Genomic DNA, 21,055 nt, shown 5'->3' with positions numbered 1-21,055 from the left:
CTCTCTCTCGCCCGATCGGGCGAGACCGTGACTCCCGAGGTGGAACCCCATGGATCTGCAGCTTTCCGGCCGTGTCGCCGTCGTCACCGGCGCGTCGAAGGGGACGGGCCTGGCGATCACTCGCACGCTGCTGGACGAAGGCGCCAAGGTGGTGGCCGCGTCCCGCAAGAGCAGCCCCGAACTCGACGCGCTCGCCGGGCCCGGCCTGGTGCACGTCGCGGTCGACCTCATGGACCCGGACGCGCCCGCCCGGGTCGTGCGGCGCGCGGTGGAGACGTTCGGCGGACTGGACATCCTGGTCAACAACGCGGGCGGCCCGCCGCCCGGGGTGGCCTTGCCGCGCTTCGGCTTCCTCACGCCGACCGACGACGACTGGCGGCAGATGCTGGAGTTCAATCTCCTCTCCGCCGTGCGCGCCATCCGCGCGGCCATCCCGGCGATGCTCGAACGAGGCGGCGGCGCGATCGTCAACGTCTCCTCCGGCAACGCGCGCCGGCCGCCGCCGATGAACTACGACTACAACGCCGCCAAGGCCGGTCTCAACACCCTGACCAAGGGGCTGTCGGAGGAGTTCGGGCCGCAGGGGATCCGCGTCAACACCGTCTCCCCCGGCCCGGTGCGCACGGCGTGGTGGACCGAGGAGGGCGGCGCCGCCGACATCCTCGCGGGCGCGACGGGCGCCGACCGGGACGCGGTGCTGGACCGGGTGGCGCCCGAGATGATGAACCTTGTCACGGGTCGGCTGGTCAAGCCCGAGGAGATCGCCGACGCCGTGGCGCTGCTCGTTTCGCCGCGTTCGGGAAGCACGACCGGTTCCGAGTACGCGGTGGACGGCGGCTTCCTCAAGGAGCTGTGACGACCTCTTTGCGGAGCCGCACGATTCGCCTTGGCACAAGGGCGGGCACAATCAAGCCCGTGACGCCCCGAGTGCGGGGCGTCGGATGAGCCTGCTACTGGCCCGGAGGGCCGGCGGACGGTCACACGACCGGCGCACGCCCCCGGGCCGGGGCAGGCCGAAGAACCTCCCCCTGCCCTATCGTGTGCCGGGTGCCGAACACCGATACCAGGGTGAAACCGCGCAAACCCGGACCCGAGGCCGTTCTGGTCCCGATCGCGCGCCTTCCACGCGAGCGGCGGCGCGAGCTGAGCAGGCGGGCATGGCGCGGGATGAGCACCGCGCAACGCGTCGCCGCGGGCCCGCTCATCCTCCTCGTGCTGTTCGTGGCGGTGGCGCTGACCGTCTGTCCGCCGCTGTACGCGCTCTTCGGCACCGACGTCCCCGGGCTGGTCAACGACGCCGGCGACAAGGGCCCGGTGTCGGCGGGCGAGCGTGCCGAGGCGTGGGTGATCTGGGTGCCGTGGATGGCGATGATCGGCTTCCTCTTCTGGCGCGGTGTGCGGGCCCGGCTGCGCGCCCCCTACCTGGCCGTGGACCCCGAGGGCGTGTGGCCGGTCTTCGGCGGGCGCGTCGAGGCCGGGCTGGAGTGGGCACGCGTCGCCGCGGTCGGCATCGGCGGCGGACGGGTGGAGCTGTTCCCGGTCGACGCGATCAAGGACTCCGCCGTCCCGACCGTGCTGGACGGCCTGGTCGTCAACGCCGCACCGCCCGCTCGCGGCCTGCGGGGCAAGCGCTACTCCCTCGACCTGCCCGACGGCCTCCCGGCGGGCGACCTCGCCGCCGCGCGTGACGCGGTCACCCGTTTCGGCGGCACGGACAAGCTCATCGACCTGCCCAGGACCGCGCCCCTGACGTGACGCCCCGTTCGAACTCGACGGCGTAACCGTCGCCGAGCGCGTCCCGTACGGCCGCGCGGGCCTGGTCGAGCTCGCCGCGAGCACGTCCGACCGTCGCCCGGACGTACAACGCCGCCACCGCGTCGGCGTTGGCGGGAGTCAGCTCGAACGGGGCGCCCGCCGCCGCCCTCTCCGCGAACAGCCGGACGGCCGCGTCCTCGTCGAGCGGCGGAACGCTCCGCGTCGTCTCCCCCTCGACCCCGAGCGGCTCCTGGCCGGTGGCGAGGACGTGGAGGCCGGGCGAGCCGCGCAGCAACGACCCGGCGAGCTCCGCGACGGGACCGACCACGTGCTCGCAGTTGTCGAGGACCAGCAGGATCCTGCACTTCAGCGCCCGTTGGAGCTGACCGTTCAGGTCCCCCGTCTCGTCGTCGCGGACGCCGAGCGCGGCCGCGACGACCTCCCCCGGCGTGGCGCCGGACGCGGGTTCGAGCCCGGCCAGCTCGACCAGCCACACCCCGTCCGGGAACGCCTCCCGGACGTTCCTCGCGGCCTCGACGGCCAGCCGGGTCTTCCCGACGCCGCCGGGCCCGGTGAGCGTGACCAGCCTGCTCTTGTCCAGCAGGCGCGTCACCTCCGTCAGGTCCCCGTCCCGCCCCACGAGCGCGGTCAAAGCCGCCGGCAGGTTGGTGCGCGCAGGCCGGGGCCGCGGAGGCTCCAGCGCCGCGTCCTGCCGGAGCATCGCCTCGTGCAGCGCGGCCAGCTCCGGGCTGGGGTCGAGCCCCAGCTCGTCGGCGAGGCGCGTCCGCACCTCCGCGTATCCGGCGAGCGCCTCGCTCTGCCGCCCGGCGCGGTACAGCGCCCGCAGGTGAACGGCGCGCAGCCGTTCCCGCAGCGGATACCGGGTCACCAGGTCTCCGAGCTCGCCCACGAGCAGCCGGTGCTCGCCCAGCTCCAGCCGGACCTCGGCGTGCTCCTCCAGCACCGCCAGCCGTTCTTCCTCCAGCCGCCCGATGGCCGGCCGGACGAACTCCTCGTCGCCGAAGTCGGCGTAGGCGGGCCCGCGCCACAACGCCAGCGCCGCGGCCAGGGCGGCGGCCGTGTCCGCGAGGTCGTCGGTGGTACGCGCCCGCGCGGCCAGGTCATGGAAGCGCCCGGTGTCCACCGCCTGTGGATCGACACGCAGCAGGTAACCGGGGGACTGCGACACGACCAGCTCACGCCCGCCCGGCTCGGCCTCCTCGAGCGCACGGCGCAGCTGCGACACCCGCGTCTGCAGCGTGTTGATCGGGTTCCGCGGGAGCCGTTCGCCCCACAGGTCGGCGACCAGCCGGTCGACCGGCACGGGCCGTCCCTGGTGAACGAGCAGGTCGGCGAGCAGCGCCCGGACCTTGAGCTCGGGAATGCGCACCGGCCGCCCGTCGTCCGTCCACACGGCCAGCGGGCCGAGCACGCCGAATCGCATGATCGAAGGTTATCCGACGTCTCGGCGACCCGAATACCGGCGATTAGCGCCACCGGCGACAATCATTTGCCATGGTCCATTGTCCGCGCACGCCACACAAGACCTGCGACATTATCGATCAAGCCAGGTGTTCGATTCATGACAAGGGGAAAGGTCGCCCAGTCGTTCGACTCAGAGGACCCCGCCGAGGACCTCAGAGCGACCGCGTCATGAAAACGCTGTTGGGGTCGGGAGCGTAGTCGGCGAACGGCTCGCAGTACTCGAACCCGAACTTCTCGTACAACCTGCGCGCCGGCAGGAAGAAGCCGGCCGAGCCGGTCTCGAGGCTCAGGCGGGTGAATCCCCTGGCCCCGGCCTCGACGAGGATGTGCTCCAGCAGCCGCGAGGCGACCCCGCCGCGCTTGCGCACCGGATCGGTGCGCATCGACTTCAGCTCGGCGTGCCCCGCGTCCAGCCGCTTGATCGCCCCGCAGCCCACCAGCGCGCCGCCGTCCCAGGCCGTCCAGAACGTGACCTCGGGCCTGCGCAGGCCGTCGAGGTCGAGGGCGTGCTTGCTCTCCGGCGGCGACGTGGCGCGCATCTCCTGGACGTGCGCCTCCAGGAACGCCTCGATCTCCGGCCCGGAGAGATCGTCCACCTCGATCCGCATCCCGCCGACCTCCCGTCGTGCTCGCCGTCTCCCCTGCGCCCACCAGCTTGCCATCGCTTGATCGTCGACCTGCAGCGGACCTGAAGGGGACCTGAAGCGCCGGTCGGCACAGTGAGGGTCATCCGAACTCAGGAGGAATGATGACGACTTCGCGGGAGTTCCGGCCGGCCTCGCGTCCGGCCGGTGCGGCGACCCTGGACGACTACCGGCCGGCCGAGGTGGAGGTGCCGGGCCCCGGCCCGGGACAGCTCCTGGTGCGCAACACGTGGATGTCGGTCGACCCGTACATGCGGGGCAGGAACACGTCTGGGGACCGTCAATGAACGCGCTAGTGGTCGTCGCACATCACCGGAGCACGTCACTGACCACGTCCATCGCGAGCCGGGCGAAGGCCCGCCTGGAGGCCGAGGGCCATACCGTCGACCTGCTCGACCTGCACGCCGAGGGCTTCGACCCGCGAATGAACCCGGAGGACGAGCCGGACTGGGGCGACCGCGACAAGGTCTACTCGGCCGAGGTCGGCGACCACATGCGGCGGATCGACGCCGCGGACCTGCTTTTGATCGTCTTCCCGGTCTGGTGGTACGGCCTGCCCGCGACCCTCAAGGGCTGGATCGACCGCGTCTGGAACTACGGCTTCGCCTACGGGCGCAGCGAGCCCCGGCTCGCCGGCAAACGAATGGTGTGGCTCGGCCTGGCAGGTGAGTCACGCGCCTCGTACGCCGAGCACGGCCTGGACAAGGCGCTGGCCACGCAGCTCCGCGTCGGGATCTCCAACTACTGCGGCATCACCGACGTGGACGTGCGCTTCGTGTACGGCACCGTCCCCGAAGACCCCGACACCGACGTCCTGTCCGCCGCCGAAGAAGAACTCACCACCACCCTGACCACCGCCCCGGTCGGCTGACCTGGGGGCAAGGCAGGCGGTCAGGGGAAGGAGAGGGAGCCGGTGGGTTCTCGGTGGCCGTCCGCGGCGTGCCAGTAGTCGCGGACCTCGGCTACCAGGCCGTCCGGGCGGAAGCGGACGAACGCGCATCCGGCCAGCGAGACGGGCCTGCCGCCCCCGGCCTCGGTGGCCAGAACGCGGAACTCCACCACCGCGCGGTCACCGTCCACCAGCGGGGTGCCGAAGCGCACGTCGGACGCGGGTTCCTCGGCGAAGCTCGCCCGCAGGTAGTCGAGCAGGGCGGCCCTCCCCACGTGCAGGGGGCGGAACGGCATCGACCGGTGGAGGCAGTCGCCGGCGTACAGCGCGGCGATCGTGTCGGCGTCCGACCGTTCCCACGCGCTCTCCCACACCCTGGCGAACCGCTCCGCGGCCTCGTGTACGTCCACGAGCCGATGCAACCACGCGGGAGTCCTCGGGCATCAGGGGCTTCGGACGGTGACGACCTCGTCCAATCGGGCTAGGACCTGGGGCCACGCGCCCAGATGACGGTCGCGGGCGTCGGCGTTGGGGAAACCCGCGTGGGTGAGCCGCAGTTCGGTGCCCCGTTCGGCCGGGGTCAGCTCGACCGTCACCACCGTCTCCGCTCCCTCGGTGCCGCCGTCCCCGCTGACCCAGGTCTGGATGACCCGGCGCGCCGGTTCGAGGCCGAGGAACCGGCCGTAGTGCGGATGGCGCACGCCGTCGTGGAAGGTCTCGAAGAAGTAGGGGGTGTTCACCTCAGGCCGCATGAGCACGGTGCCGGGCTCGGCGAACCACATGTGGATCTGCTCGGTCCAGGCCAGGTAGAGGCCCTGGGCCGAGCCGTTCATGTGGCGTTCGGAGACGACGCGCAGGGGGCGATCCGACAGGTCGGGCCAGGCGACTTCAAGAGGCATGCCTTTCCCCTACCACCGGAAAACGCGTTGCCCGAGCCGCCACGGCGTTGGGACTCTGAACATCGTCGCCGTTCACGAGGAAGGTCTGCGATGTCCACGCTGCGGGTCACCGCCGAGCTGCTGACCGTCCATCCCCACGACAACGCCGACGCGCTGGAGCTGGCCCAGGTCGGGCTCTACCGCGCCGTCGTCGCGAAGGGCGAATACCGGACGGGCGACTGGGCGCTCTACATCCCCGAGGGTTCCCAGCTCCCGGACGCGCTGATCGAGGAGCTCGGGCTGACCGGCAAGCTCGCGGGGTCGGCGAAGAACCGCGTCAAGGCCGTGCGGCTGCGCGGCGAGCTGTCGCAGGGCATCGTCTGCGTACCGGCCGCGGTGAACGGCACGGATCTGGCGGCCGCGCACGCCGAGGGGCGGGACTTCGCGGCGGACCTGGGCGTCACCAAGTGGGTGCCGCCGATCCCCGTTCACATGGCCGGCGAGATGGAGGCCGCGCCGGACCTCGTGCCGTGGATCGACATCGAGGACGTCAAGCGTTACCCGGCGCTCTTCGAGACCGGCGAGGCCGTCGTCGCGACGGAGAAGGTGCACGGCACCGCCTGCGCGTTCACGCTGGCCGGGGACGCGTCGTACGTCTCGTCCAAGGGGTTCAGCGCCAAGCGGCTGGCGATCAGGCACGACCCGTCCAACCTGTACTGGCGGGCGGTCGAGGCGCACGGCGTGCCCGAGGCCGCCGCCCGCATCGCGGATCTCCTCGCCGCCGACCGCGTCGCCGTGTTCGGGGAGGTCTTCGGGCAGGGCGTGCAGGACCTCGCGTACGGGGCCAGCGGCAAGGGTGAGCGTCCCGGCTACGCGGTGTTCGACGTGGCCGTCTCGTCGGGTGCCGAGCGGGTCCGCTGGCTCGACCCGGCCGAGCTGGCCGCGCTGCTGGAGAAGGTCGGCCTGCCCGCCGTCCCCGTCCTCTACACCGGCCCGTACGACGCGGACGCCCTCATGACGCTGGCGAACGGTCGCGAGACCGTCTCGGGCCAGGGCGCGCACCTGCGCGAGGGCCTGGTCGTCCGTACCGCCGCCGAACGCTACAGCCCCGTCACAGGCGGCCGGGCGATCGGCAAGTTCGTGTCCCCCGCCTACCTCACCCGCAAGAACGGCACCGAATACGAGTGACGCAACCCTCCATCGACGCACCTCGACAAGCTCTTGAGCAGCATCTTGATCGAGAAGGAGCTCATCGTGCCGCTCCCCGTCTGGGCCACGGATCCGTCCAGCCTGCTCATCACCGAGGAGGAGTACGAGGCCCTTCCAGACGAGGTCTGCAAGTCCATCGAGGTCGTCGATGGCCGCGTTGTGTTCTGCGAGTCTCCAACCCCGGAGCACCAGCGCGCGTCACGCGATCTGACCATGGCCCTGCTGGCCGTGCGTCCTCCGGAACCGCGCCTAGACGTTCTCCAGGACACCGACATGCGCTACCGGCATCGAAATCCCCACGTCGCCAGGTCCGGGAAACGTTTCACCTTCCGGCGTCCGGACATCAGCGTGCTGCGATGCCTGGACCGCGGGGCCAGGCTCTGGTCCGACGATGTGATCACGGCCGTAGAGATCACATCCTCGGACGATGAGGTGGATTTCAACGACAAGCGCGCCGAATACGCCGCACAGGGCATCCCCGTCTACCTGATCGTGGTGATGGACGGTGATCGCATCGGCTCGGTCGAAGAACATCGGCTGGACTGGAGCGGGCGCAACTACCAGCTGGCGGCCGTCCCACCGCGGCGCCCTGGTCACCGAGCTGCCTGAGGGGATCAAGCTCAACGTCCCCTTCACAGAGCTGGAACGCGTCTGACCCCGGCCGAATCCGCTCGGTAACTCGCCGGCCGACGAGTCAATCACTGATTGAATCGGTGATTGACCCGGCTGACCTAGCCATGGTCCACTGGACGGGTGCAGCCGACGCGAAGCGAGACCGACGCGCGACAGCGCCTTCTTGACGCCGCCGAACGGCTCCTGCGCGAGCAGGGGTACGAACGGATGTCGGTGCGTGCCGTCAACAAGGCCGCGGGCATGAACCCGGCGGCTGTGCACTACCACTTCGGTTCCAAGGAGGAGCTGGTCACGGCCCTCCTGGAACGCAGCCTCAAGCAGGCGTGGGACGAGTCCCTGACCACGCTGAAGATCCCCGTGGCACCCGAGGTCGGGGAGATCGCTCGGGCGCTGGTGGAGCCGATGGCGCGGATCGCGGGGGACGATTCGCGCCGCTGGATGCTGGCGCTGCTCGCGCGCCTCGTCCTCTCCGGTCAGCCGCTGCCCTGGCGTTCGCCCTGGTCCGCACCCGAGCCGTGGATCGCCATGCTCGGCCGAGCGCTCCCGCACCTGCCGGCGCACGCCGTGGCCGAACGGTGGCGGCTGGCCCGCGACCTGGTCCTCCTCACCTACGGGGCCCCGTTCGGCGACTCCGCCGGACCGCCGCCCCCGACTCCAACGGTCATCGCTTTCGTCGCGGCCGGGATGGCCGCGGAAGGAGCCACCCCCCATGGCCACGATCTTCGAGCCCGCCCGCCTGGGGCCGCTGACCCTGCGTAACCGCACCATCAAGGCCGCCACGTTCGAGGGCCGCACGCCGAAGGGCCTGGTCACCGACGAGCTGATCGAGTTTCACCGGGCCATGGCCGCGGGCGGCGTCGGCATGACCACGGTCGCCTACTGCGCGGTCGCGCCCGAGGGCCGTACCGAACGCCGCCAGATCCACATGCGCCCGGAGGCCGTTCCCGGGCTGACCCGGCTGACCGAGGCCGTCCACGCCGAGGGCGCGGCGATCGCCGCGCAGGTCGGCCACGCCGGCCCGGTCGCCGACGCCCGTTCCAACCGGGCCCCCGCCCTCAGCGCGTCCCGCCGTCTGAGCCCGCTCACCGGCCAGTTCATCCAGGGCGTCTCGCCCGAGGACATCACCCGCGTCATCGGTGCCCACGCCGACGCCGCCGAGCTGGCCGCCGACAGCGGCTTCGACTCGGTCGAACTGCACTTCGGCCACAACTACCTGATCAGCTCGTTCCTCAGCCCCCGCCTCAACCGCCGGCGCGACGGCTGGGGCGGGGCACTGCCCGCCCGCGCCCGGCTCGCCCGCGAGGTCGCCGAGGCCGTCCGCACCCGCGTCGGCACCCGCGTCGCCGTCACCGCCAAGCTCAACATGGACGACGGCGTGCGCAAGGGACTGAACCCCGACGACAGCATCGAGGCCGCCCGTCTCCTGGAGGCCGACGGCCACCTGGACGCCCTGGAGCTGACGGCCGGAAGCTCGTTCCTCAACCCGATGTACCTCTTCCACGGGAAGCCGCCCGTCAAGGACTTCGCCGCCGCGTTCCCGCAACCTCTCCGCACCGGGCTCCGCGTCTTCGGCCGCGCGTTCCTGCGCCACTACCCGTACGAGCCGCTCTACCTGCTGCCGCTGGCCCGCCGCTTCCGCGAGGCCCTGACCATGCCGCTGATCCTGCTGGGCGGCGTCACCGACCGCGCCTCCATGGACACCGCCATGAACGAGGGCTTCGAGTTCGTCGCCATGGGCCGCGCCCTGCTCATGGAGCCCGACCTCATCGCACGCATCCAGAAGGACGACACCACCACATCCCAGTGCATCCACTGCAACCGCTGCATGCCCACCATCTACAGCGGCACCCGCTGCGTCCTCACGTGACCGCCCAGGCACCCACCGCCTCCTGACCCACGCAACCCCGCGAGGCAAGCACTCCGCCTTCACGCATTCCACGATGATCCCGTGCAGCGGGTCTGAGGATCTCGACCCCCGGTGGCGGGGCGCATCTCGAAGAAGTCGTCGAGGAGGTCGCGACCTTGGGAGGGCTTGTCACGGAAAGTTAATGGACGGCTACGACATTTTCGGCGCGGTCGTCCCAGAAGCCCGGAGGCCGGGGCCGAGGGCGAGGATCACGTGCATATGGGGCGTTGGCGGTAACGTTCAAGCATGCCCGTGCCCCGCCTCGCCGTCACCGTCGACCTAGTCGTCCTCACTGTGCGGGAACAGCGGCTCTCCGCCTTGATGTGGCGGCGGGACCGGGCGCCTTACGACGGTTGCTGGTCGTTGCCGGGCGGGTTCATCCAGCTGGACGAGGACCTGCCGGTGGCCGCCGCGCGCCTGATGGCGGAACGGGCGGGCCTGGCAGACGTGCGGATCCACCTCGAACAGCTGGCCACCTACGGCTACCCGGACCGCGACCCGCGCCAGCGCGTCGTCAGCGTCGCCTACCTGGGCCTCGCGCCGGACCTGCCCGCCTCGTCCCGGGCTCAGGTGCTCTGGTCGGCGGTGGACGACCTGATCCGCCATGATCGTGCCGCGTTCGACCACAAGCGCATCCTGTGCGACGGGGTCGAACGGGCCCGCGCCAAGCTGGAGTACACCTCGCTGGCCGCCGCGTTCTGCCCGCCCGAGTTCACCGTCGCGGAGCTGCGCCGAGTGTACGAGATCGTCTGGGGCACCCCCCTCGACCCGCGGAACTTCCACCGGAAGGTCACCGGCGCCGACCGTTTCCTGGTCCCGACCGGCCGCACCACCACGCGCGACGGCGGACGGCCCGCCCGCCTCTACATCCGCGGCGACGCCGAGCAACTACGCCCGCCCATGCTCCGCCCGTCGCCGCAGGTTCCGCTGGAAAGCCCGTCGACGGCAAGGTCACCCGTCGCCTGAGCCGTCCCCGCGTCGCACCTACGGGTGCTCAAGGGCCTGCCGCGCGGGGCGTGCGAGCTTCCGGCGACCGTTCGGAAGGGACGACTATGTCGGCGGTCACTGGGTAAAGAAATCGCGTCGGCGGACATCGCATGACCTGGGCATTGCTAGCTTTTGATCCCATGGATGGCGACATGTCCGAGGAGCTCGGCCTCCTCGTCAGGGACATCGGCGACGCCGGTGTGGCCGAGATGTCCGGTACCCCGGGGCTCGCCGCGGCCGTCGACCAGCATGTGGCGGCGGTGCGCGACGACATCGGCGCGCACCGGCCGCACCCCGACGTCCTCATGGACTACCTGCACGGCTTCGCCGAGGACGCGTTCCGGCGCGGCTGGTGGCCGGGGAGCACCCGCGACTGGGAGTTCGTGCGCATCGTGGCGGTCTGCTGGATGATGCGGGAGAACGTCTGAAGGGTCCGGATCGCTCGGGCCGCCCGCCCGCCGATCCGGAACGGGACGATCCGTAGGCTGGGACCACCACCCCCGTACGTCTGGAGGACAACGGTGTCCGAGGGAACCACTCCGCGCTTCCGCTCCGTCCTCGACCGGTTCGTGGCCTACAAGCCCGGCAAGGTCGTGGTCTCACCGGAGGGCCGCTCCTACAAGCTGTCGTCGAACGAGTCGCCGGCGGGGCCGCTGCCCTCGGTGGTCGAGGCGATCAGCGCGGCGGCGCTGACGGTCAACCGCTACCCCGACAACAACTGCACCGCGCTGATCGACACGATCAGCGCCACGTTCGGGGTGCCCGCGGACCATGTGGCGGTGGGGTGCGGATCGGTCGGCGTCACCCAGATGTTGCTGGAGGCGGTGGCCGAGCCCGGCGCCGAGGTGATCTACGCCTGGCGCTCGTTCGAGGCCTACCCCCTGCTGGTCTCGCTGTCCGGCGCGACCTCCGTCCAGGTGACGCTGCGCGACGAGGCGCACGACCTGGACGCGATCGCCGACGCGATCACCGAGCACACCCGGCTGATCTTCATCTGCAACCCCAACAACCCGACCGGCACGATCGTCCGCCGTCCGGAGCTGGAGGCGTTCCTCGACCGCGTCCCGGCCGACTGCCTGGTGGTGCTCGACGAGGCGTACCGCGAGTACGTGCGGGACGACGCGGTGCCCGACGGTCTGGAGCTGTACGGTGACCGCCCCAACCTGGCGATCCTGCGGACGTTCTCCAAGGCCTACGGACTCGCCGGCCTGCGCATCGGCTTCATGGTGGCGCACCCCGAGGTCGCCGCGGCCGTGCGCAAGACCTTCCTGCCGTTCAGCGTGAACGCCGTCGTCCAGGCCGCCGCCATCGCCTCCCTCGCCGCCACCGACGAGCTGCTCACCCGGGTGGAGAGCACCGTCAAGGAACGCGAGCGCGTCCGCGACACCCTGATCGCCGACGGCTGGACCGTCCCGCCCACCGAGGCCAACTTCGTCTGGCTGCGGCTGAACGAGCGCACCCTGGACTTCTCCGCCGCGTGCGACGCCCAGGGCGTCAGCGTCCGCCCCTTCCCCGGCGAGGGCGCCCGGGTCTCCATCGGCTCCCCCGAGGAGAACGACGCCTTCCTGGCCGTAGCCCACACCTACCCCCACCGCAACTAACCCCCGCTTCCACACCCAACCGACCAGCGCCCCCCGCCCCCGGACGCAGGCCAGGCCCGGTCGCTGGCCGGGTCGCTCACCCGTTGATCGCGATCGCCAGCTCACGGACGCCTGGGCCGCTCGGTGCGGGTCAGCTCGTGGCGGGGGTGTCGGCGGCCGGGGTGGTGGGGTCGCCTGCCGGTGGGTCCGGCGTGGGCGGGTCGGGGGTGGGCGGGTCCGGTGTGGTGACGGGCGGATCGGTCACGCCGGGGTCGGTGACCGGCGGGTCCGGCTGGGTGACCGGCGGGTCCGGTGGCGTGGTGGTCGGCGGCTTGGTCGTCGACGGCGTGGTGGGCCGGATGGACGGGTCGCGGACGCGGCTGACCGGTGACGTTCCCGGGGGCGCCGACGTGCGCGAGGTCTGCGGGGCGACGGCGGGCGGCAGCCCGGGGTCGCCAGGGGCGGTGCCGCCCACGTCGTTCCGTCCGCCCTTGCCGTCGGCGGGTTCGGTGCCGGCGGGGGCGGGGGTCGGCGAGAGTTGCAGCAGGGCCGGCAGGCCCTTGCGGATGGGCTGGTAGCCGACCATGGCGGAGACCGCCACGCCCGATCCCAGGATCAGCGCGGCGACGCCGGCGGCGGCGGCGATGCGGGCTCGTTCGGACGTTCCTTCGCCGCGGCCCAGCAGGCCCGCGAGGGTCGCCGTGAGGGACGCGGCCTTGGGGCCCGGCCAGTGCAGGTGCTCGCGTCGCGCGTAGGCCCACGCGAGCGTCTGCGAACGCTCGGCGGGCTCGGGACGCGGGGTTTTGGATCGGCGGTCGCTCATCGTGCCCCCGCCGACTCGCATGTCTCCATGCTTGTCCGACGCGGGATCAAGCGGCCGGGTTGGCCCCGGCCGCTTGATACCGTGCGGAATCTCTACGTGACGCCGCGGAGCGCCTAGGTGCTGGCCTTCGGCCCCAGCTTCTCCACGATCAGCCGGTAGAGCTGGCGTGGCCGTCCGGGCTGCGGCGTGCGGTTGGGCGGGAGCGGCCAGGCGAGGCCCTCCTCGACCAGCGTGCGCAGCAGGCGCCGGGCGGTACGGGGGGTGACGCCGAGCATCTTGCCGGCGTTCTCGGCGTCGACGATCAACGGCTGATCCTGGTCGCCCAGCTTGTCGGCCAGGCGGGCGAGGATCTCCAACCCCTTCGGCTTGGCCTGCGGCTGCGCGCGAGGGGGTGTGCGGGGCGCGGGCACCAGTGCCCGGCCGTCGCGGTCGAGAGCGAAGCCCTGGGCGCGCTGCGAGCTCTGCGAGCGCGCCAGCGCGGCGCGGGCGTGCGTCTCGGCCTCGTGGGCGGTGCGGCCCATGCCGATGCCGACCTCGATGGCCAGCCCGAGCTCCTCGCGGACCCGTTCGACGAACGGGGGTGTGCGGAAGCCCTCGGTGGAGGCCGTGACCGACCCCCGGGTGGCGATGACCAGGTAGCTGTGGTCGTCGAGGGGCCATACGGAGGCGTTCATCCGGTGCGCCTCCTGGAGGAGCACGCGGTGGAGCGCCAGCTTGAGCTCGTCCCGCCAGTAACGCGGTGTCACGCGGCGGGGCGTCTCGCGGAGCGTCGGCACGTCGACCAGGACGGTGACGAGCTGCGACTCCTCGAGACGGTGGTGGGCGCCCAGCAGCGCGGCGGTCTGCAGCGAACTGCGGATCGCGGCGCCGGTCGGGCGCACCCGGATGGTAGGGACCCCGGCCATCTCCATACGTTCGGCCGTGGCGTGCACGCAGGTCATCGCGACCGTGGTCGCGCCGCGCCGCCACAGGCGCTCGTGGAACGCGGCGAGGGTTCCCGGCCCCGCCGCCTCCTCGCGCAGATGGACCTGGTCGGTGGCCAGATTGATCTCGGCGTACGCCTCCTCGACCTCGGCGCGGCCGAGCACGTCGATGCTCACCCTGGCCGGATCGAAACGTTCGTCGAGGGAGGCGCGCAGCAGCGCCCCCTGTAGTGCCGCCCCGTTCAGGGGCACGTAGGTGGCGGGCATCGTGAGCACGCCCGCCTTACGCGCGAAGTCGTACGGCACCGGGCTCGCGAACAGGCACACGTCCACGCCCGAGCCCAGCCGTACGACCTTGTCGGCCGCTTCCTGTTCGTCGCGGTACGCGGCGGCCACGAGCCGGCTCGGCACCGGCGTCGGGCCGTGGCCCATCAGCATGACCCGCTCTACGAGGTCATGCGGACCCACGACGCCGATCGTCAGGTCGGGGGTCACCGACCCCGTCCTCGCTGCCGTCATCAGCGCCCGCTCGCTTCCCGGTCTGCCCTGTGGCGGGGGCCCGGCCCCGGCCATGCGTTCGCGCACGCTCCGCCCAACGGTTGACTCATGGCTTGTCGCCCCTGCCTTCTGACCCAGCACCGCAGTTCCCGTGCGATTCGCCTTCCCGCAGCCCCCGCCCAACCACCCTCTCGTTGGACGAGCTCTGCTCGGCGTCCTCCTATGTGGGCAGATCGGGTCAGGGCGACGATGTGTGACGCCCAGACGCGAAATCGAATCAAGAGTGCGGCGAAAAAGTAACCTACGCGACCCCTTGGTCAGTAATTTGTCACCATTCGGTCAGTCTTGATTCTGCATCTTCGGTCGTCCGAAGATGAAAAACAAGACCCGAAAACACCGCGGGGACCTCCTTCTGGCGCTGATGCGCACTGAAGAGACCCCTGCGGCGACCGATTGGTTTACGCGCGGCCCGAAAATCGACCAACCCGGTTCCGACTGCGCAGTAAACGTCCATATAGCCCAGAACCGCACGTCCATGCCTGATTCTGACCGGCTGTCCGATTGACTGTCAGCTCGCCCGACAGGGCCGCTCAGAGGTTCCGGCAGTTGGCGGCGGTCACGGCACGGGTGGAAGGCATCGCGCCCCTCACACGAACGCTGCCGGGCGCCAGGCGTGTGCCTGGCGCCCGGCAGGGGTGTCCGAAAGTCCGGGGCCGGAAACGGGCTTTAGACCGTCTCGCGGATGATGTCGGCGCCGAGCTGCGACAGGCGCTCGGCGGTGTGGGCGTGACCGCGGTCGAGGTAGTAGGCCGAAGTGATCGTGGTCTCGCCCTCGGCGGCGAGGCCGGCGAGCACCAGGGCGCTGCCGCAGCGCAGGTCGTGCGCCTCGACCTCGGCGCCGCGCAGGGCGCTCGGGCCGTTGACCTTGGCCCGGTTGCCGTCGACCTCGATGTCGGCGCCCATCTTGGTGAGCTCCTCGGCGAGCTTGAAGCGGCCGTCGAAGATGCGCTCGTAGATGTAGGACGGGCCGTCCGCGAAGCAGGACAGCGCCATGATCGGCGACTGGAGGTCGGTCGCGAAGCCCGGGTACTCGTCGGTGATGACGTTGATCGGCCGGAGCGGCCGGTCGCGCCGCACCTGGAGCACCGCGCCCTGCTGGTGGAACTCCACGCCCATCTGCTCGAGCTTGTCGGCCGCGACGCCGAGGTGCTCCAGCGAGGCGCCGACGAGGCCGAGCTCGCCGCCGGTGATCGCGGCCGCCATGACGAACACGCCGGCGTCGATGCGGTCCGGCATCACGGTGTGCTCGACCGCGGTGAGCTCGTCGACTCCCTCGACGGTGATGAAGCCGGTGCCGCCACCGCTGATCCTGGCGCCCATGCGCTGGAGGATCTCGATGTTGTCGAGGACCTCGGGCTCGAGCGCGGCGTTCTTGATCAGGGTGGTGCCGCCCGCCAGCGCCCCGGCCATGATCAGGTTTTCGGTGCCGGTGTGCGACGGGGTGTCGCAGTAGAGCGTGGCGCCGCGCAGGTCGCCGGCCTTGATGTGGATGACGCCGTCGCCGTTGTCGGCCACCTGCTCGGTGACGGTGGCGCCCATGCGCTTGAAGCCGTTGTAGTGGAAGTCCAGGTTGCGGCTGCCGAGGTTGCAGCCGCCCACGCCCTCGATGATGGCCTCGCCCAGCCGGTGCAGCAGCGCCGGGACGAACAGGAACGACCCCCGGAACCGGGAGGCGATGTCGGCCGGGAGCACCGGGCTGGTGAGCGTCGACGCGTCGATGACGAGCGTGCGCTCGGCCTCGTGCAGTTCCGCCTTGGCCCCGATGGCCCGAGCCAGCTCGACCGCGCGGCGCACGTCCTCGATGATCGGGACATTGCGCAGGACCGTACGGCCCTTGGAGGCCATCAGCGAGGCGCCGATCATCGGCAGGACCGCGTTCTTGGCGCCCTGGATGAAGACCGTGCCCTGCAGAGGCCGTCCCCCGCGCACGCGGTAACGAACGTCTTGGCCCATGCTCATGCCGCCTTACTCCTTAATTGCGGAAACGGTGCTACCAGTTCAAATGAGACTGCCGACCTGGCCGTTCACTTCCGGAACAGCGGGATCACAAGGGCCGAGCACGCCTAACGGTGTCCCCTCCATGAAACGCGCCCCCAGTAAACCACCGCACCGAGGGTGCGGCGTCCGTAGTGCACGGCCCGTGGCGACGGTACGACTCCCCTTCCCGTCGCGTTCACTTAGACAGTGGCATTCGCGCAAAGGTTCGCGTTTTGCCGCGTCTAGAGTGTGAGCCCCGCCGCATCCCGCGTCCACCCGCCCGTCCGGCGGGTCGCACGAAAGTACGGCGAATCGGCCGGACGTGCGGCCGATCGGGGCGGCTCACGGTCCGTCAGGGCGACGTGCGGCCACATCAGGCGAACGTGCGGCCCGTCAGGCGTTCGTAGGCCTCCACGTACTTGGCCCTGGTCCGTTCGATGATCTCAGGGGGCAGCGGCGGCGGCGGACCGCCCGCCGCGCGGTCCCATCCGGACTCCGGCGAGGCCAGCCAGTCGCGGACGAACTGCTTGTCGAACGAGGGCTGGGCGTGTCCCGGCTCCCACCGGTCGACGGGCCAGAACCGGGACGAGTCCGGGGTCAGCACCTCGTCGGCCAGGACCAGTTCGCCGTCCGCGCGCCGGCCGAGCTCGATCTTGGTGTCCGCGACGATGATCCCGCGGTCGAGGGCCAGCTCGGCGCCGCGCCGGTAGACGGCGAGCGTCACCTCGCGGAGCCGTTCGGCCTCCTCGGCGCCCTCCTGCGCGACCACCTCGCCGAACGTCATCGGCTCGTCGTGCGCGCCGACGTCGGCCTTGGTGGTCGGGGTGAAGATCGGCTCGGGCAGCACCGAGCCGTCCAGCAGGCCGTCCGGCAGCGGCACGCCGCTCACCGCGCCGTCCTGCCGGTACTCCCTGAGCCCGCCGCCCGCGAGGTAGCCGCGGGCGACGCACTCGACCTTGACCATGTCGAGGCGTTCCACGACGACCACCCGGCCCGCCCAGCCGGCCGGGGCGCCCTCCGGCGGGTCGGTGGAGATCACGTGGTTGGGCAGCAGGTCCGCCAGCCGCTCGAACCACCACAACGACAGCTGGGTGAGGATCGCACCCTTGTCCGGGATCGGGGTGTCGAGGATGTGGTCGTACGCGGACATCGTGTCGCGCGCGACCATCGCCAGCTCGCCGCCGGGCAGCTCGTACAGATCACGGACCTTGCCGCTGTGCAGATGCTTCATCGGGCCCCTTCGGTCGCTTCCAGGATTTCCACAGGGTCGCCGACGGCGAGCGGGCCGACGGTGCGCGGGACGCCGTTCTGGCCGAACCTGATCCCGCGGTCGATCGTCCGGTACCGCGCGAGCGTGCGCAGCGGTTCGCGGCCGCGTTCGCCCGACTCCTGGTCGGTGGTCGTGATCACGCAGCGGGCGCAGGACTTGACCAGTTCGATCTCGACGTCGCCGACGCGCAGCCGCCGGACGGAGTCCTCACCGAACGCGCCGAGCCCGCGAACGACCAGGTTGGGGCGGAAACGGTTCATCGGCAGCGGGGTGTCGAGCCGCCCGTTGAGGTCGTCCAGCGACTCCTCGGAGATGAGCAGGAGCGGGTAGCCGTCGGCGAACGCCGTCTCGCCGCCGCCCCTGCTGGTGGGCCGGTGCCCGGTGAACCGCACCAGGCGCGCCTCGACGCCGAGGAAGGCGCCGAACCACTCCGCCGCCGCGTCGCCCTGGTCGACGCCCTGGCATTCGGCCCGCTGCACGGTGACGTCCACCACCGGACCGTCGTCCACAGGCTTGTGGAAAAGTGTCTCCAGGCCTTCGACGGCGACGGCGAGCTGCTCGCCGTCGTACGTCGGGCGCATCAGCGCCATCCGCGCGTGGTCGCGCTGCGACAGGAACCGGCCCTCGGGCGTCGTCAGCATGAACTCGCGGTCGAACCGCAACCCCGTGGACGTCAGCTCCGCGGCGCGCAGCGGCGTGCCGCCGCCGCTCTTGAGCGGATAGACGTTGAGCTCGGTCAGCACCGCCCCCGTGTCGCCCATGGCGTCAGGCGAGGGCCGCGAGCCGGTCGAACATCGGGCCGAGCCGCTCGACGAACCGCTCCGGCCGGCACACCGCGTCCAGCCGTTCCTCGTCCAGCGACAGGCCCGCCTCGGCGGCGTGCTTGCGCAGCGTCTCGCGGAACGGGACGCCGGTCTGCCAGGTCTCCATCGCGGCCTTCTGGACGAGCGGGTACGCCTCGTCGTCGCGCGACATCCCGGCCTCGACCAGCTCCAGCAGCACCGTCGAGGTGTAGATCAGCCCGCCGGTGGACTCCAGGTTGGCCGTCATCCGGTCGGCGTCGACGACCAGCCCGGACATCAGCCGGTTGGTGAGGTTGAGCATGTAGTCGAGCGCGACCGAGGCGTCCGGCAGCGCGATGCGCTCGGTGGACGAGTGCGAGATGTCGCGCTCGTGCCAGAGCGGGATGCCCTCCATGACCGGGACGATCTGCGCGCGCACGATGCGGGCCATGCCGGCCAGCCGCTCGGAGATGATCGGGTTCTTCTTGTGCGGCATCGCCGACGAACCCTTCTGGCCCTTGCCGAAGGGCTCCCAGAGCTCGCGGACCTCGGTGCGCTGGCCGTGCCGCACCTCCAGCGCGATGGCCTCCAGCACCGTCGCCATGATCGCCAGCGACGAGACCCACTCGCTGATGCCGTCGCGGATGACCACCTGGGTCGACACGTCGGCCGACTTGAGGCCGAGCTTGCGCGCGACGTGCCGTTCGATCGCGGGGTCGATGTTGGAGTAGGTGCCGACGGCGCCGGAGATGGCCATGACGCCGACCGCCTCGCGGGCCCTCTTGAGCCGGTCGCGCGAACGTGCCGTGGCGAACGCGAAGTCGGCGACCCGGTGGCCCCAGACGTCGGGCTCGCCGTGGATGCCGTGCGTCCGGCCGACCCGGAGGGTGGCGCGGTGCTCCAGCGCGTGGTCGCGGAGCGTGGCCACGAGCGTGTCGGACTTGGCCAGCAGGATGTCGGTGGCCTCGACCAGTTGCAGCGCGAGCGCGGTGTCGAGCAGGTCGGAGGAGGTCATGCCGAAATGCACGTACCGGGCCGCCTCGCGCGGCTCGGTGTTGTCGGCCCAGGCCGACAGGAAGGCGATCACGTCGTGCTGGGTGACCGCCTCGATCTCGTGCACCGCCTCCGGCGTGGGCGGCGGCGCCTTGCGCACCGGCTCCACCACCTCCGCCGGGATGGTGCCGGCCGCGGCGTGCGCCTCGACCACCAGGGTCTCGACCTGGCACCACAGCTCGTACTTGTGCGCGTCACTCCAGACGCGGCCCATTTCCGGAAGGGTGTAACGCTCAATCACAAACCTGATTGTCCCAGGTGACCCTCGATGCTCCCGCCTCAGGTGTCCGGCGCGCCGCGGGGGCGTGCCGCAGTGCGCGCCGGCCGCCGTGCGCCGGCATGGACGGCGTGCGCCGCCGCGGGTCAGCCCTCGACGGCCTTGAGGGCGATGTCGCCGCGGTGGTGGGCGCCGCGGATCCGGATCCTGGCCGCGGCCTCGTACGCGGCGGTCCGGGCGGCGGCGAGGTCGTCACCGGTGCCCACCACGTTGAGCACCCGGCCGCCGTTCGCGACGAATCCGTCGCCGGCGCGCTTGGTCCCGGCGTGCAGCACGTACGCCCCCGGCACCTGGGCGGCCTCGTCGAGCCCCAGGATCTCGTCGCCCTTGACCGGCGCCTCGGGGTAGTGCTCCGCGGCGATCACGACCGTCACGGCCGCGCCCGGGAACCACGACAGCCGCGTCCCCCGGACGAGACCGCCGATCGCGCACGTCTGCAGCAGGCTGCCCAGGGGCGTGGCGAGGCGGTCGAGCACGACCTGGGTCTCCGGGTCGCCGAAGCGCGCGTTGAACTCCACCACGCGCACCCCCTTGGACGTGAGGGCCAGGCCCGCGTAGAGGACGCCCACGTACGGCGTGTCGCGCCGGCGCAGCTCGTCCACGGTGGGCTGGACGACGGTGGCCATCACCTCGTCCACCAGGCCCTCGGGGATCCACGGCAGCGGCGTGTAGGCGCCCATGCCGCCGGTGTTGGGCCCGGCGTCGCCGTCGTAGGCGCGCTTGAAATCCTGGGCGGGCATCAGCGGCACCGCGTCCTGCCCGTCGCAGAGCGCGAAGAGGGAGACCTCCGGACCGTCGAGATAGTCCTCGATCACCACCCGGTCGCAGCCGCCCGCGTGCGCCAGGGCCACGTCCCGGCTCTCGGTCACGACCACGCCCTTGCCGGCCGCCAGGCCGTCGTCCTTGACCACGTACGGCGGCCCGAACTCGTCCAGCGCCGCGGCGGCCTGCGCGGTCGTCTCGCACACCCGGGCGTCGGCGGTCGGCACGCCCGCCGACGCCATGACCTCCTTGGCGAACGCCTTGGAGCCCTCGATCCGGGCCGCCGCCCTGTCCGGCCCGAAGCAGGGGATCGCGGCCGCCCGCAGCGCGTCGGCGACCCCGGCCACCAGCGGCGCCTCGGGCCCGATCACCACGAGCGTGACGCCCAGGCGCTGGGCCAGCTCCACGACCGCCGTCGGGTCGGTCGGGTCGAGCGCGTGGTTGGCCGCGACCGCGGCCGTGCCGGGGTTGCCGGGCGCGCAGTGGAGCGCGGTGACGGAGGGGTCGCGGTGCAGGGCGCGGGCGAGCGCGTGCTCGCGGCCGCCGGATCCAAGAACGAGTACTCGCACGTCGGACGAGCCTAGTAGGCCCGGCCACCCGGCGGCGGACCGACGGTGTGATCAGGACCACGCCGCGGCCGTGTGAACTTGAACGATGTCCACAT

Annotated in this window: 21 protein-coding genes and 1 pseudogene; 11 read left to right on the top strand and 11 right to left on the bottom strand. The window is 71.5% G+C overall.

Annotated elements, in window-relative coordinates; genetic code table 11:
• The first annotated feature begins 49 nt into the window (after positions 1–49).
• Together ABZ810_RS00510 and ABZ810_RS00505 are read left to right on the top strand one after the other, a co-directional pair.
• The gene (locus ABZ810_RS00510) at positions 50–856 is read left to right on the top strand and encodes an SDR family oxidoreductase (RefSeq protein ID WP_358397361.1); all 807 of its coding nucleotides are present in this window, start codon (positions 50–52) and stop codon (positions 854–856) included.
• 191 nt (positions 857–1,047) lie between these two features.
• A complete protein-coding gene (locus ABZ810_RS00505) occupies positions 1,048–1,755 on the top strand; it encodes a hypothetical protein (RefSeq protein WP_358397359.1) in 708 nt (235 codons plus the stop codon).
• On the opposite strand, the gene ABZ810_RS00500 is transcribed toward ABZ810_RS00505, so the two are convergent.
• Entirely contained in the window at positions 1,721–3,199 is a 1,479-nt protein-coding gene (locus ABZ810_RS00500) for a BTAD domain-containing putative transcriptional regulator (protein WP_358397356.1), read from the bottom strand. The genes ABZ810_RS00505 and ABZ810_RS00500 overlap by 35 nt on opposite strands.
• 193 nt (positions 3,200–3,392) lie before the next feature.
• Positions 3,393–3,848, bottom strand: a complete 456-nt coding sequence (locus ABZ810_RS00495) for a GNAT family N-acetyltransferase (RefSeq protein ID WP_358397353.1) — start codon at positions 3,846–3,848, stop codon at positions 3,393–3,395.
• 137 nt (positions 3,849–3,985) lie between these two features.
• On the opposite strand from ABZ810_RS00495, the pseudogene ABZ810_RS00490 reads away from it, so the two are divergent.
• A pseudogene (locus tag ABZ810_RS00490) lies at positions 3,986–4,147 on the top strand (NADP-dependent oxidoreductase); the annotation flags it as partial.
• A 20-nt stretch (positions 4,148–4,167) separates the two neighbouring features.
• Positions 4,168–4,755, top strand: coding sequence for an NAD(P)H oxidoreductase (locus ABZ810_RS00485; RefSeq protein ID WP_358397351.1), 588 nt, complete (start codon positions 4,168–4,170; stop codon positions 4,753–4,755).
• Positions 4,756–4,775: 20 nt separating this feature from the next.
• Here the strand turns inward: ABZ810_RS00485 and ABZ810_RS00480 are convergent, their stop codons facing one another.
• Entirely contained in the window at positions 4,776–5,183 is a 408-nt protein-coding gene (locus ABZ810_RS00480; protein ID WP_358397349.1) for a nuclear transport factor 2 family protein, read from the bottom strand.
• A gap of 33 nt (positions 5,184–5,216) precedes the next feature.
• Complete coding sequence (locus ABZ810_RS00475; RefSeq protein WP_358397347.1) at positions 5,217–5,672, bottom strand: SRPBCC domain-containing protein; 456 nt, start codon at positions 5,670–5,672, stop codon at positions 5,217–5,219.
• Positions 5,673–5,762: 90 nt separating this feature from the next.
• Here ABZ810_RS00475 and ABZ810_RS00470 point away from each other — a divergent pair, with 90 nt between their 5' ends.
• The 7 genes from ABZ810_RS00470 (at position 5,763) to hisC (ending at position 11,987) form a co-directional block, all read left to right on the top strand.
• Complete coding sequence (locus tag ABZ810_RS00470) at positions 5,763–6,839, top strand: RNA ligase (ATP) (protein WP_358397345.1); 1,077 nt, start codon at positions 5,763–5,765, stop codon at positions 6,837–6,839.
• Positions 6,840–6,884: 45 nt separating this feature from the next.
• Entirely contained in the window at positions 6,885–7,469 is a 585-nt protein-coding gene (locus ABZ810_RS00465; RefSeq protein WP_358397342.1) for a Uma2 family endonuclease, read from the top strand.
• A 144-nt stretch (positions 7,470–7,613) separates the two neighbouring features.
• Positions 7,614–8,252 carry a TetR/AcrR family transcriptional regulator gene (locus ABZ810_RS00460; protein ID WP_358397339.1) on the top strand — a complete coding sequence of 213 codons (639 nt, stop codon included), beginning with the start codon at positions 7,614–7,616 and terminating at the stop codon, positions 8,250–8,252.
• Entirely contained in the window at positions 8,203–9,360 is a 1,158-nt protein-coding gene (locus ABZ810_RS00455; protein WP_358397336.1) for an NADH:flavin oxidoreductase, read from the top strand. Before ABZ810_RS00460 ends, ABZ810_RS00455 begins: the two co-directional genes overlap by 50 nt.
• Positions 9,361–9,645: 285 nt before the next feature.
• Complete coding sequence (locus ABZ810_RS00450; protein ID WP_358397334.1) at positions 9,646–10,365, top strand: NUDIX domain-containing protein; 720 nt, start codon at positions 9,646–9,648, stop codon at positions 10,363–10,365.
• Between the two features lie 161 nt (positions 10,366–10,526).
• The gene (locus tag ABZ810_RS00445) at positions 10,527–10,814 is read left to right on the top strand and encodes a DUF6401 family natural product biosynthesis protein (protein WP_358397331.1); all 288 of its coding nucleotides are present in this window, start codon (positions 10,527–10,529) and stop codon (positions 10,812–10,814) included.
• 93 nt (positions 10,815–10,907) lie between these two features.
• Positions 10,908–11,987 (top strand): histidinol-phosphate transaminase, encoded by a 1,080-nt coding sequence (gene hisC / locus ABZ810_RS00440; RefSeq protein ID WP_358397329.1) that lies wholly within the window; start codon positions 10,908–10,910, stop codon positions 11,985–11,987.
• Positions 11,988–12,117: 130 nt separating this feature from the next.
• On the opposite strand, the gene ABZ810_RS00435 is transcribed toward hisC, so the two are convergent.
• The 7 genes from ABZ810_RS00435 to purD form a co-directional block, all read right to left on the bottom strand.
• Positions 12,118–12,789, bottom strand: a complete 672-nt coding sequence (locus ABZ810_RS00435) for a hypothetical protein (protein WP_358397327.1) — start codon at positions 12,787–12,789, stop codon at positions 12,118–12,120.
• 113 nt (positions 12,790–12,902) lie between these two features.
• The gene (locus ABZ810_RS00430) at positions 12,903–14,231 is read right to left on the bottom strand and encodes a transcriptional regulator (RefSeq protein WP_358397324.1); all 1,329 of its coding nucleotides are present in this window, start codon (positions 14,229–14,231) and stop codon (positions 12,903–12,905) included.
• Positions 14,232–14,936: 705 nt separating this feature from the next.
• Positions 14,937–16,223, bottom strand: coding sequence for a UDP-N-acetylglucosamine 1-carboxyvinyltransferase (murA, locus tag ABZ810_RS00425; RefSeq protein ID WP_358398915.1), 1,287 nt, complete (start codon positions 16,221–16,223; stop codon positions 14,937–14,939).
• 397 nt (positions 16,224–16,620) lie between these two features.
• Entirely contained in the window at positions 16,621–17,478 is an 858-nt protein-coding gene (locus ABZ810_RS00420; protein WP_358397321.1) for a phosphoribosylaminoimidazolesuccinocarboxamide synthase, read from the bottom strand.
• On the bottom strand, positions 17,475–18,278 hold the full coding sequence (locus ABZ810_RS00415; RefSeq protein WP_358397319.1) for an MOSC N-terminal beta barrel domain-containing protein: 804 nt from the start codon (positions 18,276–18,278) through the stop codon (positions 17,475–17,477). The genes ABZ810_RS00420 and ABZ810_RS00415 overlap by 4 nt, the downstream gene beginning before the upstream one ends.
• Before the next feature lie 4 nt (positions 18,279–18,282).
• Positions 18,283–19,593, bottom strand: coding sequence for an adenylosuccinate lyase (gene purB, locus ABZ810_RS00410; protein ID WP_358397316.1), 1,311 nt, complete (start codon positions 19,591–19,593; stop codon positions 18,283–18,285).
• Between the two features lie 122 nt (positions 19,594–19,715).
• Positions 19,716–20,960, bottom strand: coding sequence for a phosphoribosylamine--glycine ligase (gene purD, locus ABZ810_RS00405; protein WP_358397313.1), 1,245 nt, complete (start codon positions 20,958–20,960; stop codon positions 19,716–19,718).
• Positions 20,961–21,055 lie beyond the last annotated feature (95 nt).

The organism is Spirillospora sp. NPDC047279, from assembly GCF_040643285.1.
In the GTDB taxonomy this organism is placed as follows: Bacteria; Actinomycetota; Actinomycetes; order Streptosporangiales; family Streptosporangiaceae; genus Spirillospora.
The sequence above is the reverse complement of the archived record's forward strand: the minus strand, read 5'-3'. Positions and strand labels throughout refer to the sequence as shown.

Excerpts from the sequence above, each read along its gene's own strand:
- ABZ810_RS00510 (WP_358397361.1), top strand. The coding sequence starts at position 50 with ATGGATCTGCAGCTTTCCGGCCGTGTCGCCGTCGTCACCGGCGCGTCG.
- ABZ810_RS00500 (WP_358397356.1), bottom strand. The coding sequence starts at position 3,199 with ATGCGATTCGGCGTGCTCGGCCCGCTGGCCGTGTGGACGGACGACGGG.
- ABZ810_RS00495 (WP_358397353.1), bottom strand. The coding sequence starts at position 3,848 with ATGCGGATCGAGGTGGACGATCTCTCCGGGCCGGAGATCGAGGCGTTC.
- ABZ810_RS00485 (WP_358397351.1), top strand. The coding sequence starts at position 4,168 with ATGAACGCGCTAGTGGTCGTCGCACATCACCGGAGCACGTCACTGACC.
- ABZ810_RS00475 (WP_358397347.1), bottom strand. The coding sequence starts at position 5,672 with ATGCCTCTTGAAGTCGCCTGGCCCGACCTGTCGGATCGCCCCCTGCGC.
- ABZ810_RS00470 (WP_358397345.1), top strand. The coding sequence starts at position 5,763 with ATGTCCACGCTGCGGGTCACCGCCGAGCTGCTGACCGTCCATCCCCAC.
- ABZ810_RS00455 (WP_358397336.1), top strand. The coding sequence starts at position 8,203 with ATGGCCACGATCTTCGAGCCCGCCCGCCTGGGGCCGCTGACCCTGCGT.
- ABZ810_RS00450 (WP_358397334.1), top strand. The coding sequence starts at position 9,646 with ATGCCCGTGCCCCGCCTCGCCGTCACCGTCGACCTAGTCGTCCTCACT.
- ABZ810_RS00445 (WP_358397331.1), top strand. The coding sequence starts at position 10,527 with ATGGATGGCGACATGTCCGAGGAGCTCGGCCTCCTCGTCAGGGACATC.
- ABZ810_RS00435 (WP_358397327.1), bottom strand. The coding sequence starts at position 12,789 with ATGAGCGACCGCCGATCCAAAACCCCGCGTCCCGAGCCCGCCGAGCGT.
- ABZ810_RS00430 (WP_358397324.1), bottom strand. The coding sequence starts at position 14,231 with ATGACGGCAGCGAGGACGGGGTCGGTGACCCCCGACCTGACGATCGGC.
- murA (WP_358398915.1), bottom strand. The coding sequence starts at position 16,223 with ATGGGCCAAGACGTTCGTTACCGCGTGCGCGGGGGACGGCCTCTGCAG.
- ABZ810_RS00420 (WP_358397321.1), bottom strand. The coding sequence starts at position 17,478 with ATGAAGCATCTGCACAGCGGCAAGGTCCGTGATCTGTACGAGCTGCCC.
- ABZ810_RS00415 (WP_358397319.1), bottom strand. The coding sequence starts at position 18,278 with ATGGGCGACACGGGGGCGGTGCTGACCGAGCTCAACGTCTATCCGCTC.